This is a genomic window from Streptomyces sp. NBC_01439 (assembly GCF_036227605.1).
In the GTDB taxonomy this organism is placed as follows: Bacteria; Actinomycetota; Actinomycetes; order Streptomycetales; family Streptomycetaceae; genus Streptomyces.
Window position 1 is genome coordinate 6,876,835 of the sequence record NZ_CP109487.1, and the last position, 22,550, is coordinate 6,899,384.

Here is a 22,550-nt window from a genome sequence, read left to right on the forward strand (position 1 = left end):
GCGAAGAACCCTTGGCGCGCCGCGGAAGTCCGCTCTTTCTGCCTCGTGCAGTGTCCGCATGCTGGAATGACGTATCCGCTTCTCGGGATTGTCGTCATCATGTAATCTGCACGAAATTTCGCAGAGGGCCAACGTCGTCCCTCGGCTATGCACATATGCCACGACGACGACGGGAGAGCCGATGCGTTCCGCATCCACGCACTCCGCGACCGGCTCCAGCACCACCGCCTGGTCGCCCATGGACGGTCGCCCCGCCCAGCAGGGCATGTACGACCCGCGCAACGAGAAGGACGCCTGTGGCGTCGGATTCGTGGCGAACCTCACCGGCGAGGCCACCCACACGCTCGTTGAGCAGGCCCTGACCGTATTGCGGAACCTCGAGCACCGTGGCGCGACCGGCTCCGAGCCGGACTCGGGCGACGGCGCCGGAATCCTCAGCCAGGTCCCCGACGCGTTCCTGCGCGAGGTGGCCGGCTTCGAGCTCCCCGAGGCCGGTGGCTACGCCGTCGGCATCGCCTTCCTCCCCGCCGACGGCACCGCACAGGCCGCCGCCGTGGAGCAGATCGAGGCCATCGCCGCCGAGGAGAACCTCACGGTCCTCGGCTGGCGCGGGGTCCCGGTCACCCCGGACCTGCTCGGCAACGGCGCCCGCGCCACCATGCCGGCCTTCCGCCAGCTCTTCGTCAGCAACGGGACGACCGGCATCGAGCTGGACCGCAAGGCGTTCGTGCTGCGCAAGCGCGCCGAGCGCGAGGCCGGCGTCTACTTCCCGTCGCTGTCCGCCCGCACCATCGTCTACAAGGGCATGCTGACCACCGGCCAGCTGGAGCCCTTCTTCCCGGACCTCTCCGACCGCCGCTTCGCCTCGGCCGTCGCCCTGGTCCACTCGCGCTTCTCCACGAACACCTTCCCGTCGTGGCCGCTCGCCCACCCGTACCGCTTCGTCGCGCACAACGGCGAGATCAACACGGTCAAGGGCAACCGCAACTGGATGAAGGCCCGCGAGTCCCAGCTGGCCTCCGAGGCCTTCGGCGACGGCGTGCTCGACCGGATCTTCCCGATCTGCACCCCGGACGCCTCCGACTCGGCCTCCTTCGACGAGGTCCTGGAGCTGCTCCACCTCGGCGGCCGTTCCCTCCCGCACAGCGTGCTGATGATGATCCCGGAGGCGTGGGAGAACCACACCTCCATGGACCCGGCCCGCCGCGCGTTCTACCAGTACCACTCCACGATGATGGAGCCCTGGGACGGCCCGGCCTGCGTCACCTTCACCGACGGCACCCAGGTCGGCGCGGTCCTCGACCGCAACGGTCTGCGCCCCGGCCGCTACTGGGTCACCGACGACGGCCTCGTCGTCCTCGGCTCCGAGGTCGGCGTGCTCGACATCGACCCGGCCAAGGTCGTCCGCAAGGGCCGCCTGCAGCCCGGCAAGATGTTCCTCGTCGACACCGCCCAGAAGCGGATCATCGAGGACGACGAGATCAAGAACGAGCTGGCCGCCGCCGCCCCCTACGCGGAGTGGCTGGAGACCGGCGAGATCGAACTGTCGGACCTGCCCGAGCGCGAGCACATCGTGCACACCCACGCCTCGGTCACCCGCCGCCAGCAGACCTTCGGCTACACCGAGGAAGAGCTGCGCGTCATCCTCGCGCCCATGGCCCGCACCGGCGGCGAGCCCCTCGGCTCCATGGGCACGGACTCCCCGATCGCGGCCCTGTCCGAGCGCCCGCGGCTGCTCTTCGACTACTTCACCCAGCTGTTCGCGCAGGTCACCAACCCGCCGCTGGACGCCATCCGCGAGGAGCTCGTCACCTCGCTGCTGTCCTCGATCGGCCCGCAGTCCAACCTGCTGGAGCCGACCGCCGCGTCCTGCCGCAGCGTCACCCTGACGTTCCCGGTGATCGACAACGACGAGCTGGCCAAGCTCATCCACATCAACGCCGACGGCGACATGCCCGGCATGAAGGCCGCCACGCTCTCCGGCCTCTACCGGGTCTCCGGCGGCGGCGAGGCCCTGGCCGCCCGCATCGAGGAGATCCGCGCCGAGGCCGACGCGGCCATCGCCAACGGCGCCCGCCTCATCGTCCTCTCGGACCGCCACTCGGACGCCGAGCACGCGCCGATCCCGTCGCTGCTGCTCACCTCCGCCGTGCACCACCACCTCATCGCCACCAAGCAGCGCACCCAGGTGGGTCTGCTGGTCGAGGCCGGTGACGTCCGCGAGGTCCACCACGTCGCCCTGCTCATCGGCTACGGCGCCGCCGCCGTCAACCCGTACCTGGCCATGGAGTCCGTCGAGGACCTGCTGCGCGCCGGTACCTTCCTGTCCGGCCTGGAGCCGGAGCTGGCCATCAAGAACCTGATCTACGCGCTCGGCAAGGGCGTCCTGAAGGTCATGTCCAAGATGGGCATCTCCACCGTCGCCTCCTACCGCGGCGCCCAGGTCTTCGAGGCCGTCGGCCTGAACGACGCCTTCGTCGAGACCTACTTCAACGGCACCGCCACCAAGATCGGCGGCGCCGGCCTGGACGTCATCGCCAAGGAGGTGGCCGCGCGCCACGCCAAGGCGTACCCCGCCTCCGGCATCGCGGCCACGCACCGCGCGCTGGAGATCGGCGGCGAGTACCAGTGGCGCCGCGAGGGCGAGCCGCACCTGTTCGACCCGGAGACGGTCTTCCGCCTCCAGCACGCCACCCGCAACCGCCGGTACGACATCTTCAAGCAGTACACGGCACGGGTGAACGAGCAGTCCGAGCGCCTGATGACGCTCCGCGGCCTGTTCGGCTTCACCTCCGAGCGCGAAGCCATCTCCATCGACGAGGTCGAGTCGGTCGAGGACATCGTCAAGCGCTTCTCCACCGGCGCCATGTCGTACGGCTCCATCTCCAAGGAGGCGCACGAGACCCTCGCCATCGCCATGAACCAGCTGGGCGCCAAGTCCAACACCGGTGAGGGCGGCGAGGACCCGGACCGCCTGTACGACCCGGCGCGCCGCTCGTCCATCAAGCAGGTCGCCTCCGGCCGCTTCGGTGTCACGAGCGAGTACCTGGTCAACGCGGACGACATCCAGATCAAGATGGCGCAGGGCGCCAAGCCCGGCGAGGGCGGCCAGCTGCCCGGCCACAAGGTGTACCCGTGGGTCGCCAAGACCCGCCACTCCACCCCGGGCGTCGGCCTGATCTCCCCGCCGCCGCACCACGACATCTACTCCATCGAGGACCTGGCCCAGCTGATCCACGACCTCAAGAACGCCAACCCGGTCGCCCGCATCCACGTGAAGCTGGTCTCCGAGGTCGGCGTGGGCACGGTCGCCGCCGGTGTCTCCAAGGCCCACGCGGACGTCGTCCTCATCTCCGGCCACGACGGCGGAACGGGCGCCTCCCCGCTCACCTCGCTCAAGCACGCGGGCGGCCCCTGGGAGCTCGGCCTCGCCGAGACCCAGCAGACCCTGCTGCTCAACGGGCTGCGCGACCGGATCGTCGTCCAGACCGACGGCCAGCTCAAGACCGGCCGCGACGTGGTCATCGCCGCGCTGCTCGGCGCCGAGGAGTTCGGTTTCGCGACCGCGCCGCTCGTCGTCTCCGGCTGCGTCATGATGCGCGTCTGCCACCTGGACACCTGCCCGGTCGGCATCGCCACCCAGAACCCGGTCCTGCGCGACCGCTTCTCCGGCAAGCCCGAGTTCGTCGTCAACTTCTTCGAGTACATCGCGGAGGAGGTGCGCGAGATCCTCGCCGAGCTGGGCTTCCGCACGATCGAGGAGGCCGTCGGCCACGCCGAGGTCCTCGACACCACCCAGGCCGTCACGCACTGGAAGGCGCAGGGTCTCGACCTGGAGCCGCTCTTCTACGTGCCGGAGCTGCCCGAGGGCGCGGTCCGCCACGCCCTGATCGAGCAGGACCACGGTCTGGAGAAGGCCCTCGACAACGAGCTGATCGAGCTCGCCGCCGACGCGCTGAACGCCGAGACCGCCGAGGCGGCCCAGCCGGTCCGCGCCCGGGTCGCGATCCGCAACATCAACCGGACCGTCGGCACCATGCTCGGCCACCACGTCACCAAGAAGTTCGGTGGCGCGGGCCTGCCCGACAACACCATCGACCTGACGTTCACCGGCAGCGCCGGCCAGTCCTTCGGCGCCTTCGTGCCGAAGGGCGTGACCCTCCGCCTGGAGGGCGACGCCAACGACTACGTCGGCAAGGGCCTCTCCGGTGGCCGCATCGTGGTCCGCCCGGACCGCGGCGCCGACCACCTCGCCGAGTACTCCACGATCGCGGGCAACACGATCGGCTACGGAGCCACCGGCGGCGAGATGTTCCTGCGCGGCCGCACCGGCGAGCGCTTCTGCGTCCGCAACTCCGGCGCGCTGGTCGTCTCGGAGGGCGTGGGCGACCACGGCTGCGAGTACATGACCGGCGGCCGGGCGGTCGTCCTGGGCGAGACGGGCCGCAACTTCGCGGCCGGCATGTCGGGCGGCGTCGCGTACGTCATCGACCTCGACCCGCACAACGTCAACGTCGGCAACGCGGGCGCGGTCGAGACCGTCCTGTCCGACACCGACAAGCAGTGGCTGCACGATGTGGTGCGCCGCCACGAGGAGGAGACCGGCTCGACCGTGGCCGCGAAGCTCCTGGCTGACTGGTCCGTCGCGGTGGACCGCTTCAGCAAGATCATCCCCACCACGTACAAGGCAGTGCTCGCCGCCAAGGACGCCGCTGAGCTCGCCGGACTCTCGGAATCCGAGACCACGGAGAAGATGATGGAGGCGGCGACCCATGGCTGACCCGAAGGGCTTCCTCACCACCCCGCGCGAGACCGCCTGTACCCGTCCCGTCGCCGATCGGCTGAAGGACTGGAACGAGGTCTACGTCCCGGGCTCGCTGCTGCCGATCATCAGCAAGCAGGCCGGCCGCTGCATGGACTGCGGCATCCCGTTCTGCCACAACGGGTGCCCGCTCGGGAACCTGATCCCGGAGTGGAACGACTTCTCGTACCGCGAGGACTGGACCGCCGCCTCCGAGCGCCTGCACGCGACGAACAACTTCCCGGAGTTCACCGGGCGGCTGTGCCCGGCCCCCTGCGAGTCGGCGTGCGTGCTCGGCATCAACCAGCCCGCCGTGACCATCAAGAACGTCGAAGTCTCGATCATCGACAAGGCGTGGGACAACGGCGACGTCACCCCGCAGGCGCCGGACCGGCTGTCCGGCAAGACGGCCGCCGTCATCGGCTCGGGCCCGGCCGGTCTCGCCGCCGCCCAGCAGCTGACCCGGGCCGGCCACACCGTGGTCGTGTACGAGCGCGCGGACCGCATCGGCGGCCTGCTGCGCTACGGCATCCCCGAGTTCAAGATGGAGAAGGTGCACATCAACCGCCGCATCGAGCAGATGCGCGCGGAGGGCACCAAGTTCCGCACCGGCATCGAGGTCGGCCGCGACATCACCGCCACCGACCTGCGCAAGCGGTTCGACGCGGTGGTCATCGCGGCGGGCGCGACCGTCTCCCGCGACCTGCCGGTCCCGGGCCGCGAGCTGAACGGCATCCACTTCGCGATGGAGTACCTGCCGCTCGCCAACAAGGTCCAGGAGGGCGACTTCATGGCGCCCCCCATCACGGCCGAGGGCAAGCACGTGATCGTCATCGGCGGCGGCGACACCGGCGCGGACTGCGTGGGCACCGCCCACCGCCAGGGCGCGGCCTCGGTCACGCAGCTGGAGATCATGCCCAAGCCGGGCGAGGACCGCAACGCGAACCAGCCCTGGCCGACCTTCCCGATGCTCTACAAGGTCACCTCGGCCCACGAGGAGGGCGGCGAGCGGGTCTACTCCGTCTCCACCACCCACTTCGAGGGCGACGAGGACGGCAACGTCCAGGCCCTCCACCTGGTCGAGGTCGCCTTCGAGGACGGCAAGCTCGTCCAGAAGCCCGGCACCGAGCGCGTCCTCCCCGCGCAGCTGGTCACCCTGGCGATGGGCTTCACGGGCACCGACCAGGCGAACGGCCTCACCCAGCAGTTCGGCCTGGAGATGGACGCCCGCGGCAACATCGACCGCGACGCCTCCTACGCGACCAACGTGGACGGCGTCTTCGTCGCCGGCGACGCGGGCCGCGGCCAGTCGCTCATCGTCTGGGCCATCGCGGAGGGCCGCTCGGCCGCCCGCGGCGTGGACCGCTTCCTGACCGGCAGCAGCGCCCTCCCGTACCCGGTCAAGCCGACGGACCGCTCGCTGACCGTCTGACCGCAGCAGTCCCCCTCCCCTTCGGGGGAGGGACCCCTCATACGGTCCGCACAATGACGTGCGGAACTCCCGACACCGCGCCCGCCACGTCCCCGACCAGGGGTGGCGGGCGCTGTGGCGTGTTCGGGGTCAGGTTTCGTGTGTGAACTCGTACCGAAGCTCATAGAGGTGGCCGGCCTTGACCATGACAGTGACTTCGACAGGCCGGTCGCCTTCGCCGTAGACGGTGCGGAGGGTACGCAGCACCGGCAGCTCACCGGGGAGGCGCAGGGCCGTGTACTGCTCCTGCGTCGCCACGCGGGCGGAGACCCGGTCCACGCTGTGGCGCGGCGGGAAGCCGAGTGCGGTCAGCAGGGTCGGTGTGCCACCCCGGATCCGACGCGGCTCGGCAAGTGCCGTGGCGCGCGCGATGCCCAGGGGGTAGTACGAGGCGACCAGCTCGGCCGGTTCACCGTCGATGGTGATCAGCTGTCGGCGGCGGACGGCCGTCTCCCCGCTCGGCAGGCCGAGGGCTTCGGCCACGTCGCCGGTGACCGGCACTTCCTCGACGGACAGCAGGACACTGCGCACGGAGGAGCGACGGTTCGTGACGTTCGCGAGCCACGGGTACGCCTCCCCGGAGCCCGCCGGAGTGAGGGATTCGGCCGGGCGGACGGTCCCCTGCCGGTTCGCCCGTACCGTCACTGCGGCTCCAGCCCGCCCGACCGCCAGTCCCTCGTCCTTGAGCAGCTGCACGGCCTTCTGGATGGTGGCATTGGAGGCGTCGAAGCGCTCCTTCAGCCGCGCGGTCGAGGGGAGCTTGGCACCCGCCGCCAGCTCGCCGCTCAGGATCTCCTCACGAAGATCGGCGGCGATGCGAGCATGCAGCGGCCGTGGGTCGGGTCCGTCGGCTTCGTGGCTGGGCAAGGTCATCCGATCGTGATCTCGTACCGAAGGCGCTGGCGGCCGGCGGGCATGATCATGATGTCCGCCTGGATGGCCCGATCCGTCGAGTCGTAAGTGGTACGGGCGAGTTGCAGAACCGGCTCCGTAGGGGCGAGGTCGAGCTGTGCGCACTCATGGGCGTCCGGCAGTCGTGCCGTCACGTCTTCGACGACGCGTACGCCGACGTGCCCCAGCGCGGCCAGCAGGGTGACGGCACCGCCGCGGATCTTTGCCGTGCCGGCGAGAGCGGTACCGGTGGCGATGTCCGGAGGGTAGTAGGTGTCCGTCAGCTCGGTTGCTTCGCCGTCGAGTTCGATGACCCTTCGACGCGTCACCACCGTGCTCCCGGCGGACAGGCCGAGCATCAGGGCTACGGCGTCGGGAGACGTCACCTCTCCCGCGTGCAGGACGCGCTGACCGCCCCGTCGGTCGGCTTCCCCGGCCTCGCCCGTCCAGGCGTCCGTCGCGCCGGTCGGGCGGGCCGTCAGGTACGGCATCGACCTGCTGGTCCACTTGCTGCCGCTCACAGTGCCTCCCACGCCTGAAGTCCGCTCCGTCGCTTCCACGTTATGCGACGGAGCCCGGAGCCCCCACAGTTTCCAATCTTGCTGGCTTTCGCGGAAAGCGATACGTTCTGTGCCGCCTTGGAAGCACAGAGTGAGGTGGCGGGTCCGTGTCCTCCTTCAGGGAACAGCGATTCCCGCGAGTTCGTGTTTCGGCACGTGCGGTCCGGCAGTTCGTCGGCGACACGCTTGCCGGGTGGTGCGTGTCGGAACGGCGGGACGACATACGCCTGTGCGCCTCCGAGTTGGCGGCGAACGCCGTGCTGCACGGGGCTCCGCCCGGACGTGAGTTCTCGGTGAGGCTGACGCGGGAGCGGGACGTGCTGTGGATCGAGGTGCGCGATAGCGGACCGGGATGCCCGGTGCTACGGCAGCCCGGTTCCGAGGCGGAGGGAGGGCGTGGCCTCTGGCTGGTCGGCGTGCTCGCTGACGAGCTGGAGGTCCGCGAGGAGGTGGTGGGCAAGACGGTCAGGGCCGGGTTCAGGTCGGTGCCCGCCTGACAGGAGGGCGACGCAGCACCCGCCACGTCCCCGACCAGGGGTGGCGGGCGCTGTGGCGCTTGCGGGTTACTCGGGCTGGACGACCGTGGCGCCCCAGCGGGTGGACGGGCCCGAGGCCGTCACCCAGGCCTGGAAGCCGCCCCGCAGGCCGGTGCCGAGGGGGACGGTGACGCGCGCCGGGTCGCTCTCGGGGCAGTCGACCGTGAAGGGCGCCGGGTCGCGGTCCGGGTGGTTCTCGAGGTGGAAGGCCACCTCTATGGTGCCGCCGCCCGCGCAGCCGAAGGTGATGAACGTGTCCAGCCGGGGCGAAAGGCCGCCCGAGACGAAGCCGCTGGAACCGGCCTGCTCGGGGATCCAGATCAGCCCGTCGGGTCCCGGGTAGCCGATGATCTCGTCCCCCGACGAGGCCCGGGCCGTACCGGCCGCGAGTGCCAGCGTGAGTGCGGCGGTCAGTGCGGTGACGGCGGCGGCCCGGCCGCGCCCGTGTGCCTGCTTCATGTGATCCCCCATGGTGACTTCGCTTCGGCAGAACACCGTTCACGCTAGCCAGCGGCACTGACAACGGTGCGCGAGAAATCCGTTGCGCAGACCGCCCTGGCCGCTGCTACGTTTCCGGTGGGCCGTGCGACAGCAGGAGGAGGTGGTACCCGTGAACGCAGTATCGACATGGGTGCTCCCCTTCGGGGTCACGGTCGGGCGGTAGACAGGTCGTCCGGGAGCGCCGTCAACGCGCATTCCCGAAAGGCACGACCATGCACGTCACCTCCGAACGCCGCCTCGACGACGGCGTCCTCGCCCGCGAATTCACCCTCGGCGAGATCCCCGGCACCCTGTGGACGCCCGAGTCCGCCGCCCCTGTCCCACTGATCCTGATGGCCCACAACAACGGCCTGCCCAAGAGTGCGGACCGGCTAGTGGCCCGGGCCCGGCACTGTGCGGCGGCCGGCTACGCGGTGGCGAGCATCGACGCCGCCGGGTGCGGCGACCGGCCCCGTTCCGCCGCCGACGAGCAGGTGCGCGCCGAGCTCCGCCGCGCGGTGCAGGCCGGCGAGCCGGTCGACGGGATCTTCGAGTCCCTGATCGGCCCGCTGGTCGAGAACGCGGTCCCGGAATGGCGGACCACCCTGGACGCCCTCCTCGAACTGCCCCAGATCGGCGGCCCGGTCGGGTACTCGGGGTGGACCGCCCTCGGCATCCGCCTCGCCGTGGCCGAGCCGCGCATCGCCGCCGCAGGCCTCTTCGCCGGGGGCTACGCGCCCCGCGCCCAGCGCGAGGAGGCCCGGCCGGTCACCGTACCGCTGCTGTTCCTGCTGCAGTGGGACGACGAAGGGAACCCCCGGCAACGGGCCCTGGACCTCTTCGACGCCTTCGGCACCGAGGAGAAGACGCTCCACGCCAACCTGGGCGGACACACGGGCACCCCGTGGTTCGAGGTGGAGGACGGGAACCGGTTCTTCGACCGCCACCTGAAGTAGGCGGCTTGCGCCGTCGGCCCCTGCCGGACTCCCGGCGGGGGCCGACGTGCCTTCCGTGACCGGTCACCCGGCGTTCGGGCCGCCGCGAAGCTCGGATCGCAGGGCGAGGGCCATCCGGTCCGCCTGCTCGGCCGTCACCCGTTCCCGCTCCGGTCGCCGGAGCAGCTCGAAAACGCCCGGTCCGCGATGTTCCGGGGGCAGATCGGCCATGCGCGGCACGATGTGGAAGTGGACGTGTGCGAAGCCCTTGGCTTCGGCGAACTGGACGACGTAGGTCTTGGCGCAACCCGTCACGCTCTGCAGGGCCCGGGAGAGCCGGACCTGCCACACGCCCAGGGTTGACGCCTCGGCATCGGTGAGTTCGTGAACGGCGGTGACGTGGCGCCGTGGCAGCAGCACCAGCCAGCCGGGCAACGCGGTGTTGAAGTCATGAGCCACTCGCCAATGCCGGTCCTGCACCACGCACTCGCGCGGCGGGAGGCCGTTCGACTCGGCTTCGGCTTCCTTGCCGCAGGAGTAGCAGTCGGGTGTCGTCATGAACCAAAAGCCTAGGGGCAGGTGTTGATGCTTCGAACCTCCAATTGTGCCTCGCCGTTGCGGTGTTGCGGCCCGGCTGCTTGACCTGTTGCACACCCATAGTCCTATAGTCCTATAGTGCTAGGAAGCTAGATGAATAGAGGAGGACAGTGATCGAGTTCCACCTCGATGCCCGGTCCGGCGTCGCTCCGTACATGCAGCTCGTCCACCAGGTGCGTCAGGCCCTGCGGCTCGGGCTGCTGTCCGAGGGCGACCGGCTGCCGACCGTCAAGGACGTCGCGGCCGGCGTGGCGATCAACCCGAACACCGTGCTCAAGGCCTACCGGGAGCTGGAGTACGAGGGCCTGGTCGCGAAGAAGCCCGGGGTCGGCACCTTCATCTCCGGCACGCTCAGCGACGACTCGCTCGCCGAGCACGAGCCGCTGCGCCGGGAGCTGCAGCTGTGGCTCGACAGGGCGCGGGCCGCCGGGCTGGGCGAGGAGAGCATCGAGGCCCTGTTCCTGAGCACCTTCCGCGCCCGCACCGGCATGGACACGGATCCGCACACCGAAGAGGAGAAATGACCGCAACCGCAATATTGGAAGCCCGCGCGCTGGGCAAGCGGTACGGCCGCAAAGAGGCGCTGAGCGACTGCACCCTGAGCGTGCCGTCCGGGCGGGTCGTCGGACTGGTCGGGCCCAACGGGGCCGGCAAGTCAACCCTGCTGCAGCTGGCCTGCGGGCTGATCGGCCCGACCTCCGGCACCATCGAGGTACTCGGCGGCCGGCCCGCGTCCGGGCCCGAGCAGCTCGCCAAGGTCGGGTTCGTCGCCCAGGACACCCCCACCTACGCGGGGCTGTCCATCGCCGACCACCTGAAGCTGGGCAAGCGGCTCAACCCGGGCTGGGACGCACAGCTGGCCGAGGACCGGATCCGGCAGCTCGGCCTGGACCCCGCCCAGAAGGCGGGCAAGCTCTCCGGCGGCCAGCGCGCCCAGGTGGCCCTGACCCTCGCCGTCGCCAAACGGCCCGAGCTGCTGATCCTCGACGAGCCCGTCGCCGCCCTGGACCCGCTGGCCCGGCGGGAGTTCCTGCAGAGCCTGATGGAGGTCGTGGCAGAACACGGAACCACCGTCGTGCTCTCCTCGCACCTGGTCTCCGACCTGGAACGGGTCTGCGACCACCTGATCTCGCTGGTCGCCTCCCGGGTCCAGGTCGCGGGCGACGTCGACGACCTGCTCGCCACCCACTTCCGGCTCACCACCGCCCGCCGCGACGCGGCCACCCTGCCCCAGGGCATGCAGGTCATCCAGGAGACCCACACCGAGCGGCAGAGCACCTTCATCGTGCGCTCCGACAAGGCCGTCCAGGACACCTCCTGGGTCCTGGAGCCGCTCAACCTGGAGGACCTCGTCCTCACCTACATGAGCCAGGCCACGGCCGGGACCGGCCCCCGACCCACCCGGGAGGACCAGCGATGATCTGGCTGACCTGGCGCCAGTACCGCGTCCAGACCCTCGCCGCGTTCGCCGTCCTGGCCGCGCTCGCAATATTCCTCGTGGTCACCGGCCTCCAGATGCGCGAGGCCTACGACACCACCGTCGCCGGCTGCGGCAGCGACTGCGAATCGGCGAAGAACGCCCTGGTCGTCGAGTACCAGACCCTGACCTACTACGTCACGAGCCTGCTGCTCGCCGCACCCGGCATCATCGGGATCTTCTGGGGCGCCCCGCTGATCGCCCGGGAACTGGAGACCGGCACCCACCGGCTCGTTTGGAACCAGAGCATCTCCCGCGGCCGCTGGCTCCTGGTCAAGCTCGGGGCCGTCGGCCTGATCGCCGTCGCCGTCACCGGCGTGCTCAGCCTCCTGGTGACCTGGTGGGCGAGTCCCATCGACCGGGTCAACCTGGACCGGTTCACCGCCCTGATGTTCAGCGGCCGCGGGGTCGTCCCCCTCGGCTACGCGGCGTTCGCCTTCACCCTCGGCGCCTCGGCCGGACTCCTGATCCGGCGCACCGTGCCCGCGATGGCCGCGACCCTCGCCGCCTTCCTCGCGGTGCAGGTCTTCGTGCCCTTCGTGATCCGCCCGCACTTCGTGGCGCCGGAGCACACCGATGTCGCGCTCAGCTCCCTCGTCATGGCGCCGGTCGGTGGCGGCGAGGAGTCCGGCGCGATGAAGGACGGCTGGAACGGGAACCACATCCAGCTGAAGGGTTCCGGAAACGACGCCCACCTGCGGATCGGGGTGCTCAAGCCCGGCGTTTGGGTCGTGTCCGACCTCGGTGCGGTGCTCGACGCCTCCGGCAAGGAGGTCCGCGGCGCCGCGGGCTGCGCGCAGCGCGAGAAGGAGCCCTTCGAGTGCTTCGCCACCTCGAAGCACCACGTAGCGGTCGACTACCAGCCCGCCGACCGCTACTGGACCTTCCAGTGGATCGAGACCGGGATCTTCCTCGCGCTCTCCGGACTGCTGGCCGGGTTCTGCTCCTGGTGGCTGCGCCGCCGGGCGGCCTGACCGGGACGAGGAGGCACGGGACGAGGAGGAAGGGGCGGCCGAAGCCAACGCAACTGGCTTCGGCCGCCCCCCTCGACCCTACTCGCCCCCGCGCGCCGGGCCCGACCCCGTCAGTCGGTGTCCTCGCGCGGCGGTTCGTCGTCGTCGCCCCGGCGCAGGGTGCGCAGGCCGTGCTCCGGGGTCCACGACCGGACCACCAGCTCCTCGCCCTGCACGCGGACGTGGACCACCTCCGTCAGATCGGCGTGGAAGAGGTGGAACGGGTGCGGGGTCTCGGTCTCTTCCGCGTACCGGTGCAGTTCGGGCGGGTCCACGAGCTCCACCGCGCGCCCGGAGATCCGTACGTCCCCGTAGGGCATCTCCTCGCCCGCGCCCGGGTTGGTGTGGAGGGCGAAGCGCGGGTCGTGCTGGAGGTCCCTGGCCTTCATCGAGCCGAACATCATGCCGAGCCACAGTTCCCCGCCCCGGATGTCGACGTTCAGCCCGGTCGCCCGGGGCGAGCCGTCCTTGCGGAGGGTGGCCAGGACGTGGTGGGGGTACTGCGCGAAGCGGGCCTGGACGGCCGCAGCGAACTCCGGTTCCGCCTTCTCGAAGACTGCCCAGCTGGTATGCGTCATGCGTCCATCAAAGCGTGGGCACCGGCGGGCGCAGGTCAGGCGCGCACGATGCCCGCACCGCGCGCCGCCGCCAGCCAGGCCGGGAACTCGCCGACAAGGCGGTCGTACAGTTCGTCGTCCGGTACCGCGCGCGGGTCCGCTCCCGCGTGGAAGTAGCCCGCGTTGTCCACGGCCCGCTGCGCCGGGACGGGCAGCTCGTCCAGCCGGCGCAGGAAGTCGAACTGCGTGCTGCGGGTGTTGCCGAAGCCGACGAACTGCCAGAAGAGCGGCAGCCGGGCCGCCTTGCACAGGTACCGCTCGGCCGCGAGCTTGTTGATCGGCCCGCCGTCGGTCTGGAAGACGACCAGGGCGGGGGCCGTCGACCCCGAGTCCAGGTAGTGGTCGATGACCGCGTCCATCGCCGCGTGGTAGGCCGTCTTGCCCATGTGGCCCAGCCGGGAGGCGATCTCGGTGACCCGGCCCTCGTGCCCGGCCAGGGAGATCTCCTCCACCGCGTCGACCTCGGTGGAGAAGAAGACCACCGGCACGCGGGCGTCGTCGTCCAGGTGCGCGGAGAGGCCCAGCACCCGGTCGGCGAGGGCCTGCACGCTGCCGTCCGCGTAGTACGGCTTCATCGACCCGGAGTAGTCCAGGACCAGGTAGACCGCGGCGCGCCCGCCCTCCATGCCGTACTTGCGCAGGGAGACCCCGGCGCTCTTGTAGAGGCTCACCAGTGCCGGAGCCGTCTCCTCCATCTTGCGGAGGCTGATCGCACTGCCCGTCATGGGGCGAGCGTACGGCAGCGCGCGGGCCCGTCGGCCCGCCGCGGTGAAACCGAGGTCGGCCGCCAGTCGCGCCCGGTGCGCGGTCGGCGCGCCGAGCGGTCGAAGTAGGCCGGCCGTTCCCGGTCCCCTTCCGACGCTCCTACGGCAGCTTGCCGCGCCCTTCGAGCTCGTTGATGTCTTCGAGCATGCGCGCCGCGAGGTCGCGCTCGGAGGCGTAGTAGCGTTCGGCCCACTTGAGGGTGAGCGTCGGGTACGCCCAGGCGCTCTCGTCCTTCGAGCCCTCCGCGTCGGCCATCGCGCGACGGCGCATGCCCTCCGCGAACTCCTGCTGCTGGACGAGGACTTCGCGCATCTGCTCCGGCTCCAGCAGGTGACCCAACCACAGGCGCAGCATCGGCCCGTGCTTGAGGACGGGCGGGTCGACTGGGGCCTCGCGGACCCATTCCCGTACGGCCGTCATGCCCTCGTCCGTGATCCGGTAGACCCGCTTGTCGCGCGTCCCGGTGTCCTGCGCGACCATCCGCGAGGACGCGTAGCCCGCCCTCTCCAGGCGCTTGAGCTCGCTGTAGATCTGACTGAACGACGGGCTCCAGTAGAAGAACCGCAGCGACCGGTCCGACCACTTCTTCAGGTCGTAACCGGAGAGCTCCTCTCCGAAGGAGAGCAGTCCGAGCACTGCCCAACTGGTCGCGGGGAGAGCGCGCTTGTTCGTCTCGTCTGCCACGCAGCGCAGTCTACGACCGGTCCGTACGGCACCCTTCCCCCTGCAAGACATGACTGCTAGAAGTATTCCTATTCGAAATGGCGATGCGAAATGCCGGGCGGACGGAGCGTGCTGAGCCGTGGGGGAGCAGCTCGACGGAAAGGTCGTCGTGATCACCGGCGCCGGGCGCGGCCAGGGCGCCGCCGAGGCCCGGCTGTGCGCGCGGGCGGGGGCCCGGGTCGTCGTCACCGATGTACGGGAGGACGAGGGCCGGGCGGTGGCCGCCGAACTCGGCGACCAAGGGCTGTACGTCCGCCACGACGTGGCCGACGCGGCGAGCTGGGCGAGCGTGATGCAGCGGTCGGTCCGCGCCTTCGGGACGGTCTCGGCGCTGGTCAACAACGCGGCCCTGTGGCGCACCGCCCACGTGGAACGGCAACGGCTGGAGGACTTCGAAGCGCTCCTGCGGGTCAACCTGCTCGGCCCGTTCCTCGGCATCCAGGCGGTCGCGCCGGTGCTGCGGGCGGGCGGGGGCGGTTCGATCGTCAACATCTCCTCCACCGCCGGACTGGTCGGAATACCGGGCCACGCCGCCTACGGATCCACCAAGTTCGGGCTGCGCGGACTGACCCGGTCGGCGGCGCTCGACCTCGCCGGGGACCGGATCCGGGTCAACTCGGTGCACCCGGGCGCCGTCGACACCCCGATGGTGGCCGGGGCGGTGGCGGGCCGGGACTGGTCGCACGTACCGCTGGGGCGCATCGGCCGCCCGGAGGAGGTCGGGGAGCTGGTCCTCTTCCTCTGCTCGGACGCGTCCTCGTACGTGACGGGCAGCGAGTTCACCGTGGACGGGGGGATGACGACGGCGTGAGCGACCACCTCCGTACACCCGATCCCCTCTCACCCCAGGCCAGGCGGCTGTGCGACGCGATGACCGCCGGCTTCCCGGGACCGGGCGACCTCCGCGCCCTCCGTGCGGCCGCGGCGTCCGGGGCGTCCGGGGCGTTCGGGGCCGGGTCCGGACGTACGGGCCCGGCCGTGGCCTCGGTGTCCGACACGCACGCGGGCGGGGTCCCGGTCCGCGTCTACGACCCCGCGCCCGGCCGCTCCGACCGCCCCCTGGTCGTCTTCCTGCACGGCGGCGGCTGGGTGATGTGCGGCCTGGACAGCCACGACGCGACGTGCCGCGCCCTGGCCGCGGCCGCGGGCGCGGTGGCCGTCTCGGCGGACTACCGGCTGGCCCCGGAACACCCCTGGCCGGCGGCGCCGGACGATGCGCTGACCGTCCTGCTCTGGGCGCGGGCGCGGGCCCGCGCGCTCGGCTGCGACCCCGGCCGGGTGGTGCTGGCGGGGGACTCCAGCGGCGGCAACCTCGCGGCCGTGACGGCCCTGCGCGCGCCCGAACTCGTAGCCGGACAGGTGCTGTTCTACCCACCGCTCGATGCCCGGATGGACTCCGCCTCCGTGGAGACGTACGCGGAGGGCTACTTCCACACCGCCGCCCACATGGCCTGGTACTGGGACAGCTACGGCGGCGACCCGGAGCACCCGCACGTCTCGCCGTTGCGCGCCCCCGACCTGTCGGGCCTGCCGCCCGCCCTGATCGTCCTCGCCGACTGCGACGTGCTGCGCGACGAGGGCCTCGCGTACGCCCGCCGGCTGGCGGCGGCCGGCGTCGACTGCACGCTCCAGCTCCACCCGGGGGTCTTCCACGGCTTCCTGGGCCTGCCGCTGCCGGCGGGCGCCACCGCGCTGCGGGCGGCCGCGGCCTGGGTGGCGGGGGCGGGAAGGGCGGGGTCGACCCCCCAGGCATGATGTGTCCATGGCTGAACTGATACGGAGACTGCCGGGCGCGACCTTGCGCAACTGCCTCCTTCTGGCAGTGGAGTTGGGTGCGATCTGGCTGCTCCGCGGACCCGGGGGAGCCTGGATCCCGGTCCTGCTGGCCGTCTTCGTCGTCGGCGCGGCGGTTCCGCACGGCACCGGCGCGGAGTTCGTCGCCCGCACCTCGGTCGCACTCCTCGCCGTCGGCATCGCCGTGGCCGGCGGGACCACCTGGGACCGGCACGCCCTCCACGAACGCGGCCGCGAGGAACGGGCGGTCGTCGCCGAACGGACCGCGGCAGGGGACGGCTCGACCTCGGTCCCCGCGCTACGGCTGCGCACGGAGGCCGGCCGGGACCTGCCCGGCCAGGTGGAGCAGGACCTCCCGGTCGGCGCCCGGCTCACCGTGACGGTGGACCCCGACGGCCCGGCCTGGGCCGTGGGCACCCGCCCGGACCGCCCCCTGTGGCCGGCGGCCGCCACCGGGGCCCTGCTCCTCCTCCAGACGATCCTCGTCGGCCGGCTCTCCCTGCGTCCCCGCACCTAGTGCCGTGCCCGCGGCTCCGGTGATCAGCGGTACCAATCCTCGCCGGGGTGGGAAAGCGCACGGTGGAGGTATCCCTCCAGATTGGCTGCCACCCAGGTGCGACTGTCGTTCTCGTGGTCCCAGACGAAGACATCGGAGCGCTGAGGGGTACGCACGAACGCGAACTGGTCCCCTCCGCCGTTGTCGCCGAAGAACATCAGCGCACCGAAGGGCATGTACAGAGCTCCGAAGTCTTCCCTGGTCCGGAATTCCGTGTTGCTCAGGCCGATGCGCGCAGCGCTCCAGACGACGTCCGTTCCGTCCTCGTCGAGGATCCCGTCGCATTCCAGGAGCAGTCCTCGCAGGGGCATCGGAAGCGGCTGCCCCAACCGGATCTCCAGGTCGCGCAGCTCCCGCTCGGACGCGGGGCTTCCCAGCCCGACATCTCCGTACTGTTCCACGAGCTCACGCCACATTCGTCCTCCAAGGCCGCATCGGTTCCGCGCCTACTTGATCGTGTAGGAGCAGCCCTTCGCGCCCCCGCGGCCGGTGAGCAGTACCGCCGCCGCGCACGCGGTCACGGCGGTCACGGCGGTCATGCAGGTCGTCGTCCTTCCCATGGTGCAAGTACCTCGATCTTGTTACCGATTGTGTGATCGAAAACAATGGACGCATGACCACACGTGCCCGTTCCTTCGACGCGGCGGCCGCTTCGTACGCGGCCCACCGCCCCAGCTACCCACCGGCCCTCTTGGACGCCGTCGAGTCCCTCACCGGGCGGCCGCTCGCCGGTGCCCGGGTGGCCGACGTGGGGGCCGGGACCGGGATCGCCACCGCGCTCCTGCACGAGCGCGGGGCCGAGGTCCTCGCCGTGGAGCCCGGGGACGGAATGGCCGCCGAGTTCCGCCGCACGCACCCCGGGATCCCGATCGTGCGCGGCGACGGGGACCGGCTGCCGCTGGCCACCGGCGCGTTCGACCTGCTCACCTACGCCCAGGCCTGGCACTGGACCGACCCGGCCCGCTCCGTGCCCGAGGCCCGCCGGGTGCTGCGGCCCGGCGGCGCGCTCGCGATCTGGTGGAACGACGCGGACGCCACCGTCCCGTGGATCGCCGAACAGGAGGAGCGGCTCCGGGTCTTCTTCGAGGTCAAGGGGGAGACCCACCGCACCCTGCCCGAAGGGCTCGGCGATTTCACCAGCCGGTCGGTGACGTGGACCCGCCGCATCACGCTGGACGACCACCTCGCCAACCTCGCCAGCCACTCCGCCTTCCTGGTCCTCGGCGAGGCCCGCACCCGCGAGTACTTCGAGGGGGAGCGCAAGCTGCTGGCCCCGCTCTTCCCGGACGGCACCGTCGAGGAGCAGTACGTCGTGAAACTCAGCGTCGCGGTGGTGTGAGGGACCGCAAGACCTCGGCCCGGCAGGCCGACGGCGTTCCCCAGGCGTCCCGCAAGGGGCGGGCCTTGCGCAGCCACAGGGACAGGTCCAGCTCCTCGGTGTAGCCCACCGCACCGTGGAACTGGAGGGCCGTCATGGCCGCCCGGTAGGACGCCTCGCCGGCCGCCAGCTTCGCCGCCGCCACCTCGCCCGGGCCCGGCGACAGCGCCGCCGCCCACACCAGCGGGCGGGCGAACTCCAGGTCGAGCAGCGTGTCCGCCAGCCGGTGCTTCACCGCCTGGAAGGCGCCTATCGGCGCCTTGAACTGCGTGCGCTGCTTCGCGTACTCCACTGTCCTGGCCAGCAGTGCCTCGCCGACGCCCAGGCACTGGGCGGCCGTCAGCAGCCGGGCCCAGCGCCCCGCCGCCCCGGCCGCCCGGACCACCGCCGGGCCCGCCGCCAGCAGTTCGCCCCCGCCGCCCGGGCCGGCCGGCGGGAGGGACAGCCGGCGTGCGGGGTCCGTCGACCGGACCGGTTCGCGCGCACCGCCCAGCAACCGAAGTTCGCCCGCCCGCGACACCGTGAAGCAGTACGTCGCCGCGTCCGCGTCCAGCGCGTAGGGGCTCCCGCCCGGCAGGGTCAGCGTGGCCGAGGTCTCGCCCCGGGCCAGCCCCGGCAGGAACCGCTCGGCGAGCGCCCCGTCCGCCAGCTCCGCCAGCAGCACCGACACCGCGGCGCTCTCCACCACCGGCCCCGGCACCCCGGCCCGGCCCAGCTCCACGAAACCGAGGGACAGCTCCAGCGGGAGCAGGCCCGCCCCCTCGTACGCCTCCGGGACGGCCAGCGCGAACAGACCCGTCCCCGCGAGCCGCGACCACAGGGCCCGACCGGGCACGGCATCGCCCGCCGCCCAGGCCCGTACCGCCGCCGGGACCTCGGCCGCGCCCAGCAGGGAGCGCAGCGTACGGGCGAAGTCCGACTGCTCGTCGGTCGGCAGGAAGCGCATCAGCGGCGGCCCTTCGGAAGACCGAGCAGCCGCTCGGCGATGATGTCGCGCTGGATCTCGTTCGTCCCGGCGTAGATCGGCCCGGCCAGGGAGAAGACCCACGGCTCGGCCCACTCGCCGTCCGCGAGCTCCGCGTCCGCGCCCAACAGGTCCAGCGCCGTCTCGTGCAGGGCGATGTCGTACTGCGACCAGAACACCTTGTTCAGGCTGGACTCGGCGCCGATCGCGGCGCCCGCAGCGAAGCGCGAGGCGTTCGCCCAGGTGAACAGCTCGTACGCGCGCGCCCCCACCACCGCGTCCGCGACCCGGTCGCGCAGCGCGGTGTCGGACGGGTCCCCGTGCGCGCGCCACAGCCCGACCAGCCGGTCCGCCGCGGCCAGGAAACGGCCGGGGGAGCGCAGGGTCAGCCCGCGCTCGTTGCCGGTCGTCGACATGGCGATCCGCCAGCCCTGCCCCGGCTCCCCGATCACGTCCTCGTCCGGTACGAAGACCCGGTCCAGGAAGAGCTCCGCGAAGGCGGGCTTGCCGTCGAGCCGGCCGATGGGCCGCACCGTCACCCCCGGCGCCCGCAGGTCGAACATCAGGTACGTCAGCCCCTGGTGGGGTTTGGGGGCGTCCGGGTCGGTGCGGAAGATCCCGAAGGCGCGGTCCGCGAAGGCCGCCCGCGAGGACCAGGTCTTCTGCCCGGTCAGCAGCCAGCCGCCCTCCGTGCGGACCGCCCGCGACGTCAGCGAGGCCAGGTCGGACCCCGACTCGGGTTCCGACCAGGCCTGCGCCCAGATCACCTCGCCGCTCGCCATCGACGGCAGCACCCGCGCCCGCTGCTGCGGGCTCGCGTGGTCGAAGAGGGTGGGGGCGAGGAGGTTGATGCCGTTCTGCGAGACCCGGCCGGGCGCGCCCGCGGCCCAGTACTCCTCCTCGAAGACCAGCCACTTGACGATGTCCACGCCCCGGCCCCCGTACTCCTCGGGCCACGAGACCACCGACCAGCGGTCCGCGTGCAGGAGCGCCTCCCACTCCCGGTGCGCCGCGAAGCCCTCGGCCGTCTCCAGGGAGGGCAGGGGCCGGGCCGGGACACGGGCGCGGAGCCAGGCGCGGGCCTCGGCCCGGAAGGCCTCCACGTCCGCCGTGTGCGCGAGTTCCATCAGGTGTTCGCCTCCTTCGGGGCGGCTGTGTCCACGCCGCCGAGCGGGTCCGCCGCCGTCTCCGCGTGGTGCGCGTGCGCCAGGTGGTGCAGGCCGAACGCCGAGTCCACGCCGGCGTGCGGGCCCTGGAGGTCCTCGGCCCGGTTGACGGCCCGCCGGTCGCCGGGCATGCGGCGCCCATCCTTCACGAGCGACGCTTCCCTAACAAGTGTTTGGTAGGTTAACGTACGGCCATGAGCAGCGTCGAGGAGTTCAACACCGAGGTCCGGGGACGGCTACGGGTCCACCTCACCGGCGAGCTCTCCCGCGCCGACACCGGCTGCGCGGGCTCGGACGAGATCCAGCGCACCCCCATCGCCGAGCGGATCCTCGGCCTTCCCAGGGAGGTACGGGCGTGACCACCCCCGACTACGTCGCCGGGCACGGACTGTTGAAGGACCGCACCGCCGTCGTCACCGCCGCCGCCGGGGCCGGGATCGGCGGAGCCACCGCCCGCCGCCTCCTGGAGGAGGGCGCCCGCATCGTCATCGGCGACGCCCACGCGCGCCGCCTGAAGGAGACCGAGGAGGCGCTCGCGGCCGAGTTCGGCGCGGACCGCGTCACTTCCCTGCCCTGCGACGTGACCGACGAGGGCCAGGTCCAGGCCCTCTTCGCGCTCGCCGAGCACACGCACGGCCGCCTCGACATCGTGGTGAACAACGCCGGCCTCGGCGGCACCGCCGCCCTCGTCGACATGACCGACACCCAGTGGTCCCGCGTCCTCGACGTCACCCTGAACGGAACCTTCCGCTGCACCCGCGCCGCCCTGCGCGCACTCAAGTCCTCCGGCGGCGGAGTGATCGTCAACAACGCCTCCGTCATCGGCTGGCGCGCCCAGACCGGCCAGGCCCACTACGCCGCCGCCAAGGCGGGGGTGATGGCCCTGACCCGCTGTGCGGCCCTGGAGGCCGCGGAGTTCGGCGTGCGCGTCAACGCGGTCGCCCCGAGCCTGGCCATGCACCCGCACCTGGTGAAGGTCACCAGCGAGGAACTCCTGACCGAACTCACCGCCCGCGAGGCCTTCGGCCGGTACGCCGAACCCTGGGAGGTCGCCAACGTCATCGTCTTCCTGGCCAGCGCCTACTCGTCCTACATGACCGGCGAGACGGTCTCCGTCAGCAGCCAGCACGCCTAAGGGGTGTCTTGGCCGAGAATGGGCGCGTGCCAACGAACAAGCCGACAGTGCCGACGACCAAGAAGAAGCCGCAGGTGACGGCCTCCCCCGAACGGCGTCGTGAACTCCTCGACACCGCCGCTGAGGTCTTCGCCGCGCAGGGCTACAACGCCACCACCGTACGCAAGATCGCCGACGCCGCCGGCATGCTCGCCGGCAGCCTCTACTACCACTTCGATTCCAAGGAATCGATGCTCGACGAGATCCTCTCGGCCTTCCTGACCGAGCTGTGGGACGGCTACGACACCGTCCTCGCCGCAGGTCTCGACCCCAGGCAGACCATCGAGGCCCTCGTCACCGAGTCCTTCCGGGAGATCGACCGGCACCGCGCCGCCGTCGCCATCTACCAGAAGGAGTCCCGCACCCTCTCCGCACAGCCCCGCTTCCACTACCTCTCCGACTCGCAGCAGAAGTTCGAGAAGGCCTGGCTCGGCACCCTGGAGCGAGGGGTCGCGGCCAAGGTCTTCCGCGCCGACCTCGACATCCGCCTCACCTACCGCTTCGTGCGCGACACGGTGTGGGTGGCGGCCTCCTGGTACCGGCCGGGCGGCCAGCACAGCCCCGAGGAGATCGCCCGCCAGTACCTGTCGATGGTGCTGGACGGGATCGCACTGCGCCCCACCTGAACCGACCCGACCGTCTGAGGAGACCC

The 22,550-nt window shown here is 71.5% G+C and carries 25 protein-coding genes; 14 read left to right on the forward strand and 11 right to left on the reverse strand.

Annotated elements, in window-relative coordinates:
* Positions 1-238: 238 nt before the first annotated feature.
* Both gltB and OG207_RS31195 read left to right on the forward strand, forming a co-directional pair.
* Positions 239-4,780 carry a glutamate synthase large subunit gene (gene gltB, locus OG207_RS31190; RefSeq protein WP_329108032.1) on the forward strand — a complete coding sequence of 1,514 codons (4,542 nt, stop codon included), beginning with the start codon at positions 239-241 and terminating at the stop codon, positions 4,778-4,780.
* Positions 4,773-6,233 (forward strand): glutamate synthase subunit beta, encoded by a 1,461-nt coding sequence (locus OG207_RS31195; RefSeq protein ID WP_329102994.1) that lies wholly within the window; start codon positions 4,773-4,775, stop codon positions 6,231-6,233. The genes gltB and OG207_RS31195 overlap by 8 nt, the downstream gene beginning before the upstream one ends.
* Positions 6,234-6,362: 129 nt before the next feature.
* Here the strand turns inward: OG207_RS31195 and OG207_RS31200 are convergent, their stop codons facing one another.
* On the reverse strand, positions 6,363-7,145 hold the full coding sequence (locus tag OG207_RS31200) for a GntR family transcriptional regulator (RefSeq protein ID WP_329102996.1): 783 nt from the start codon (positions 7,143-7,145) through the stop codon (positions 6,363-6,365).
* Entirely contained in the window at positions 7,142-7,684 is a 543-nt protein-coding gene (locus OG207_RS31205) for a GntR family transcriptional regulator (protein ID WP_329102998.1), read from the reverse strand. Before OG207_RS31205 ends, OG207_RS31200 begins: the two co-directional genes overlap by 4 nt.
* Before the next feature lie 146 nt (positions 7,685-7,830).
* On the opposite strand from OG207_RS31205, the gene OG207_RS31210 reads away from it, so the two are divergent.
* On the forward strand, positions 7,831-8,220 hold the full coding sequence (locus OG207_RS31210) for an ATP-binding protein (protein ID WP_329103000.1): 390 nt from the start codon (positions 7,831-7,833) through the stop codon (positions 8,218-8,220).
* A gap of 66 nt (positions 8,221-8,286) precedes the next feature.
* On the opposite strand, the gene OG207_RS31215 is transcribed toward OG207_RS31210, so the two are convergent.
* Entirely contained in the window at positions 8,287-8,718 is a 432-nt protein-coding gene (locus OG207_RS31215; protein ID WP_329103002.1) for a hypothetical protein, read from the reverse strand.
* Between the two features lie 254 nt (positions 8,719-8,972).
* Here OG207_RS31215 and OG207_RS31220 point away from each other — a divergent pair, with 254 nt between their 5' ends.
* Positions 8,973-9,695, forward strand: a complete 723-nt coding sequence (locus tag OG207_RS31220) for a dienelactone hydrolase family protein (protein WP_329103004.1) — start codon at positions 8,973-8,975, stop codon at positions 9,693-9,695.
* Positions 9,696-9,758: 63 nt separating this feature from the next.
* Here the strand turns inward: OG207_RS31220 and OG207_RS31225 are convergent, their stop codons facing one another.
* Positions 9,759-10,232 (reverse strand): HIT family protein, encoded by a 474-nt coding sequence (locus OG207_RS31225; protein ID WP_329103006.1) that lies wholly within the window; start codon positions 10,230-10,232, stop codon positions 9,759-9,761.
* A 149-nt stretch (positions 10,233-10,381) separates the two neighbouring features.
* Here OG207_RS31225 and OG207_RS31230 point away from each other — a divergent pair, with 149 nt between their 5' ends.
* Genes OG207_RS31230 through OG207_RS31240 form a run of 3 tightly spaced genes read left to right on the forward strand, consistent with a single transcriptional unit; the run spans position 10,382 to position 12,722 of the window.
* A complete protein-coding gene (locus OG207_RS31230) occupies positions 10,382-10,795 on the forward strand; it encodes a GntR family transcriptional regulator (RefSeq protein ID WP_329103008.1) in 414 nt (137 codons plus the stop codon).
* Complete coding sequence (locus OG207_RS31235; protein ID WP_329103010.1) at positions 10,792-11,691, forward strand: ABC transporter ATP-binding protein; 900 nt, start codon at positions 10,792-10,794, stop codon at positions 11,689-11,691. The genes OG207_RS31230 and OG207_RS31235 overlap by 4 nt, the downstream gene beginning before the upstream one ends.
* A complete protein-coding gene (locus tag OG207_RS31240; RefSeq protein WP_329103013.1) occupies positions 11,688-12,722 on the forward strand; it encodes an ABC transporter permease in 1,035 nt (344 codons plus the stop codon). The genes OG207_RS31235 and OG207_RS31240 overlap by 4 nt, the downstream gene beginning before the upstream one ends.
* A gap of 110 nt (positions 12,723-12,832) precedes the next feature.
* On the opposite strand, the gene OG207_RS31245 is transcribed toward OG207_RS31240, so the two are convergent.
* From OG207_RS31245 to OG207_RS31255, 3 genes are all read right to left on the reverse strand, one after another.
* On the reverse strand, positions 12,833-13,339 hold the full coding sequence (locus OG207_RS31245) for a pyridoxamine 5'-phosphate oxidase family protein (RefSeq protein ID WP_329103015.1): 507 nt from the start codon (positions 13,337-13,339) through the stop codon (positions 12,833-12,835).
* Between the two features lie 35 nt (positions 13,340-13,374).
* Positions 13,375-14,103 carry a VWA domain-containing protein gene (locus OG207_RS31250; protein WP_329103018.1) on the reverse strand — a complete coding sequence of 243 codons (729 nt, stop codon included), beginning with the start codon at positions 14,101-14,103 and terminating at the stop codon, positions 13,375-13,377.
* Positions 14,104-14,242: 139 nt separating this feature from the next.
* Positions 14,243-14,827 (reverse strand): PadR family transcriptional regulator, encoded by a 585-nt coding sequence (locus OG207_RS31255; protein ID WP_329103021.1) that lies wholly within the window; start codon positions 14,825-14,827, stop codon positions 14,243-14,245.
* Positions 14,828-14,945: 118 nt separating this feature from the next.
* Between OG207_RS31255 and OG207_RS31260 the strand changes: the two genes are divergently transcribed.
* The 3 genes from OG207_RS31260 to OG207_RS31270 are packed head-to-tail and all read left to right on the forward strand — an operon-like array spanning position 14,946 to position 17,177.
* Positions 14,946-15,677, forward strand: a complete 732-nt coding sequence (locus tag OG207_RS31260) for an SDR family NAD(P)-dependent oxidoreductase (protein ID WP_329103023.1) — start codon at positions 14,946-14,948, stop codon at positions 15,675-15,677.
* The gene (locus OG207_RS31265) at positions 15,674-16,621 is read left to right on the forward strand and encodes an alpha/beta hydrolase (protein ID WP_329103024.1); all 948 of its coding nucleotides are present in this window, start codon (positions 15,674-15,676) and stop codon (positions 16,619-16,621) included. The genes OG207_RS31260 and OG207_RS31265 overlap by 4 nt, the downstream gene beginning before the upstream one ends.
* 7 nt (positions 16,622-16,628) lie before the next feature.
* The gene (locus OG207_RS31270) at positions 16,629-17,177 is read left to right on the forward strand and encodes a hypothetical protein (protein ID WP_329103026.1); all 549 of its coding nucleotides are present in this window, start codon (positions 16,629-16,631) and stop codon (positions 17,175-17,177) included.
* Between the two features lie 23 nt (positions 17,178-17,200).
* Here OG207_RS31270 and OG207_RS31275 read toward each other — a convergent pair whose 3' ends face one another.
* Positions 17,201-17,617 (reverse strand): SMI1/KNR4 family protein, encoded by a 417-nt coding sequence (locus OG207_RS31275; protein ID WP_329103028.1) that lies wholly within the window; start codon positions 17,615-17,617, stop codon positions 17,201-17,203.
* Between the two features lie 212 nt (positions 17,618-17,829).
* On the opposite strand from OG207_RS31275, the gene OG207_RS31280 reads away from it, so the two are divergent.
* On the forward strand, positions 17,830-18,555 hold the full coding sequence (locus tag OG207_RS31280) for a class I SAM-dependent methyltransferase (RefSeq protein WP_329103030.1): 726 nt from the start codon (positions 17,830-17,832) through the stop codon (positions 18,553-18,555).
* On the opposite strand, the gene OG207_RS31285 is transcribed toward OG207_RS31280, so the two are convergent.
* The 3 genes from OG207_RS31285 to OG207_RS31295 are packed head-to-tail and all read right to left on the reverse strand — an operon-like array spanning position 18,536 to position 20,855.
* A complete protein-coding gene (locus OG207_RS31285; protein WP_329103032.1) occupies positions 18,536-19,540 on the reverse strand; it encodes an acyl-CoA dehydrogenase family protein in 1,005 nt (334 codons plus the stop codon). The two genes, OG207_RS31280 and OG207_RS31285, sit on opposite strands and share 20 nt — an antisense overlap.
* Positions 19,540-20,685, reverse strand: coding sequence for an acyl-CoA dehydrogenase family protein (locus tag OG207_RS31290; RefSeq protein ID WP_329103035.1), 1,146 nt, complete (start codon positions 20,683-20,685; stop codon positions 19,540-19,542). The genes OG207_RS31285 and OG207_RS31290 overlap by 1 nt, the downstream gene beginning before the upstream one ends.
* On the reverse strand, positions 20,685-20,855 hold the full coding sequence (locus OG207_RS31295) for a hypothetical protein (RefSeq protein ID WP_443072767.1): 171 nt from the start codon (positions 20,853-20,855) through the stop codon (positions 20,685-20,687). Before OG207_RS31295 ends, OG207_RS31290 begins: the two co-directional genes overlap by 1 nt.
* 63 nt (positions 20,856-20,918) lie before the next feature.
* Between OG207_RS31295 and OG207_RS31300 the strand changes: the two genes are divergently transcribed.
* Genes OG207_RS31300 through OG207_RS31310 form a run of 3 tightly spaced genes read left to right on the forward strand, consistent with a single transcriptional unit; the run spans position 20,919 to position 22,524 of the window.
* On the forward strand, positions 20,919-21,083 hold the full coding sequence (locus OG207_RS31300) for a hypothetical protein (RefSeq protein WP_329108310.1): 165 nt from the start codon (positions 20,919-20,921) through the stop codon (positions 21,081-21,083).
* Entirely contained in the window at positions 21,080-21,859 is a 780-nt protein-coding gene (locus OG207_RS31305; protein WP_329103037.1) for an SDR family oxidoreductase, read from the forward strand. Before OG207_RS31300 ends, OG207_RS31305 begins: the two co-directional genes overlap by 4 nt.
* A 47-nt stretch (positions 21,860-21,906) precedes the next feature.
* Positions 21,907-22,524, forward strand: coding sequence for a TetR/AcrR family transcriptional regulator (locus OG207_RS31310; RefSeq protein WP_266602807.1), 618 nt, complete (start codon positions 21,907-21,909; stop codon positions 22,522-22,524).
* Positions 22,525-22,550 lie beyond the last annotated feature (26 nt).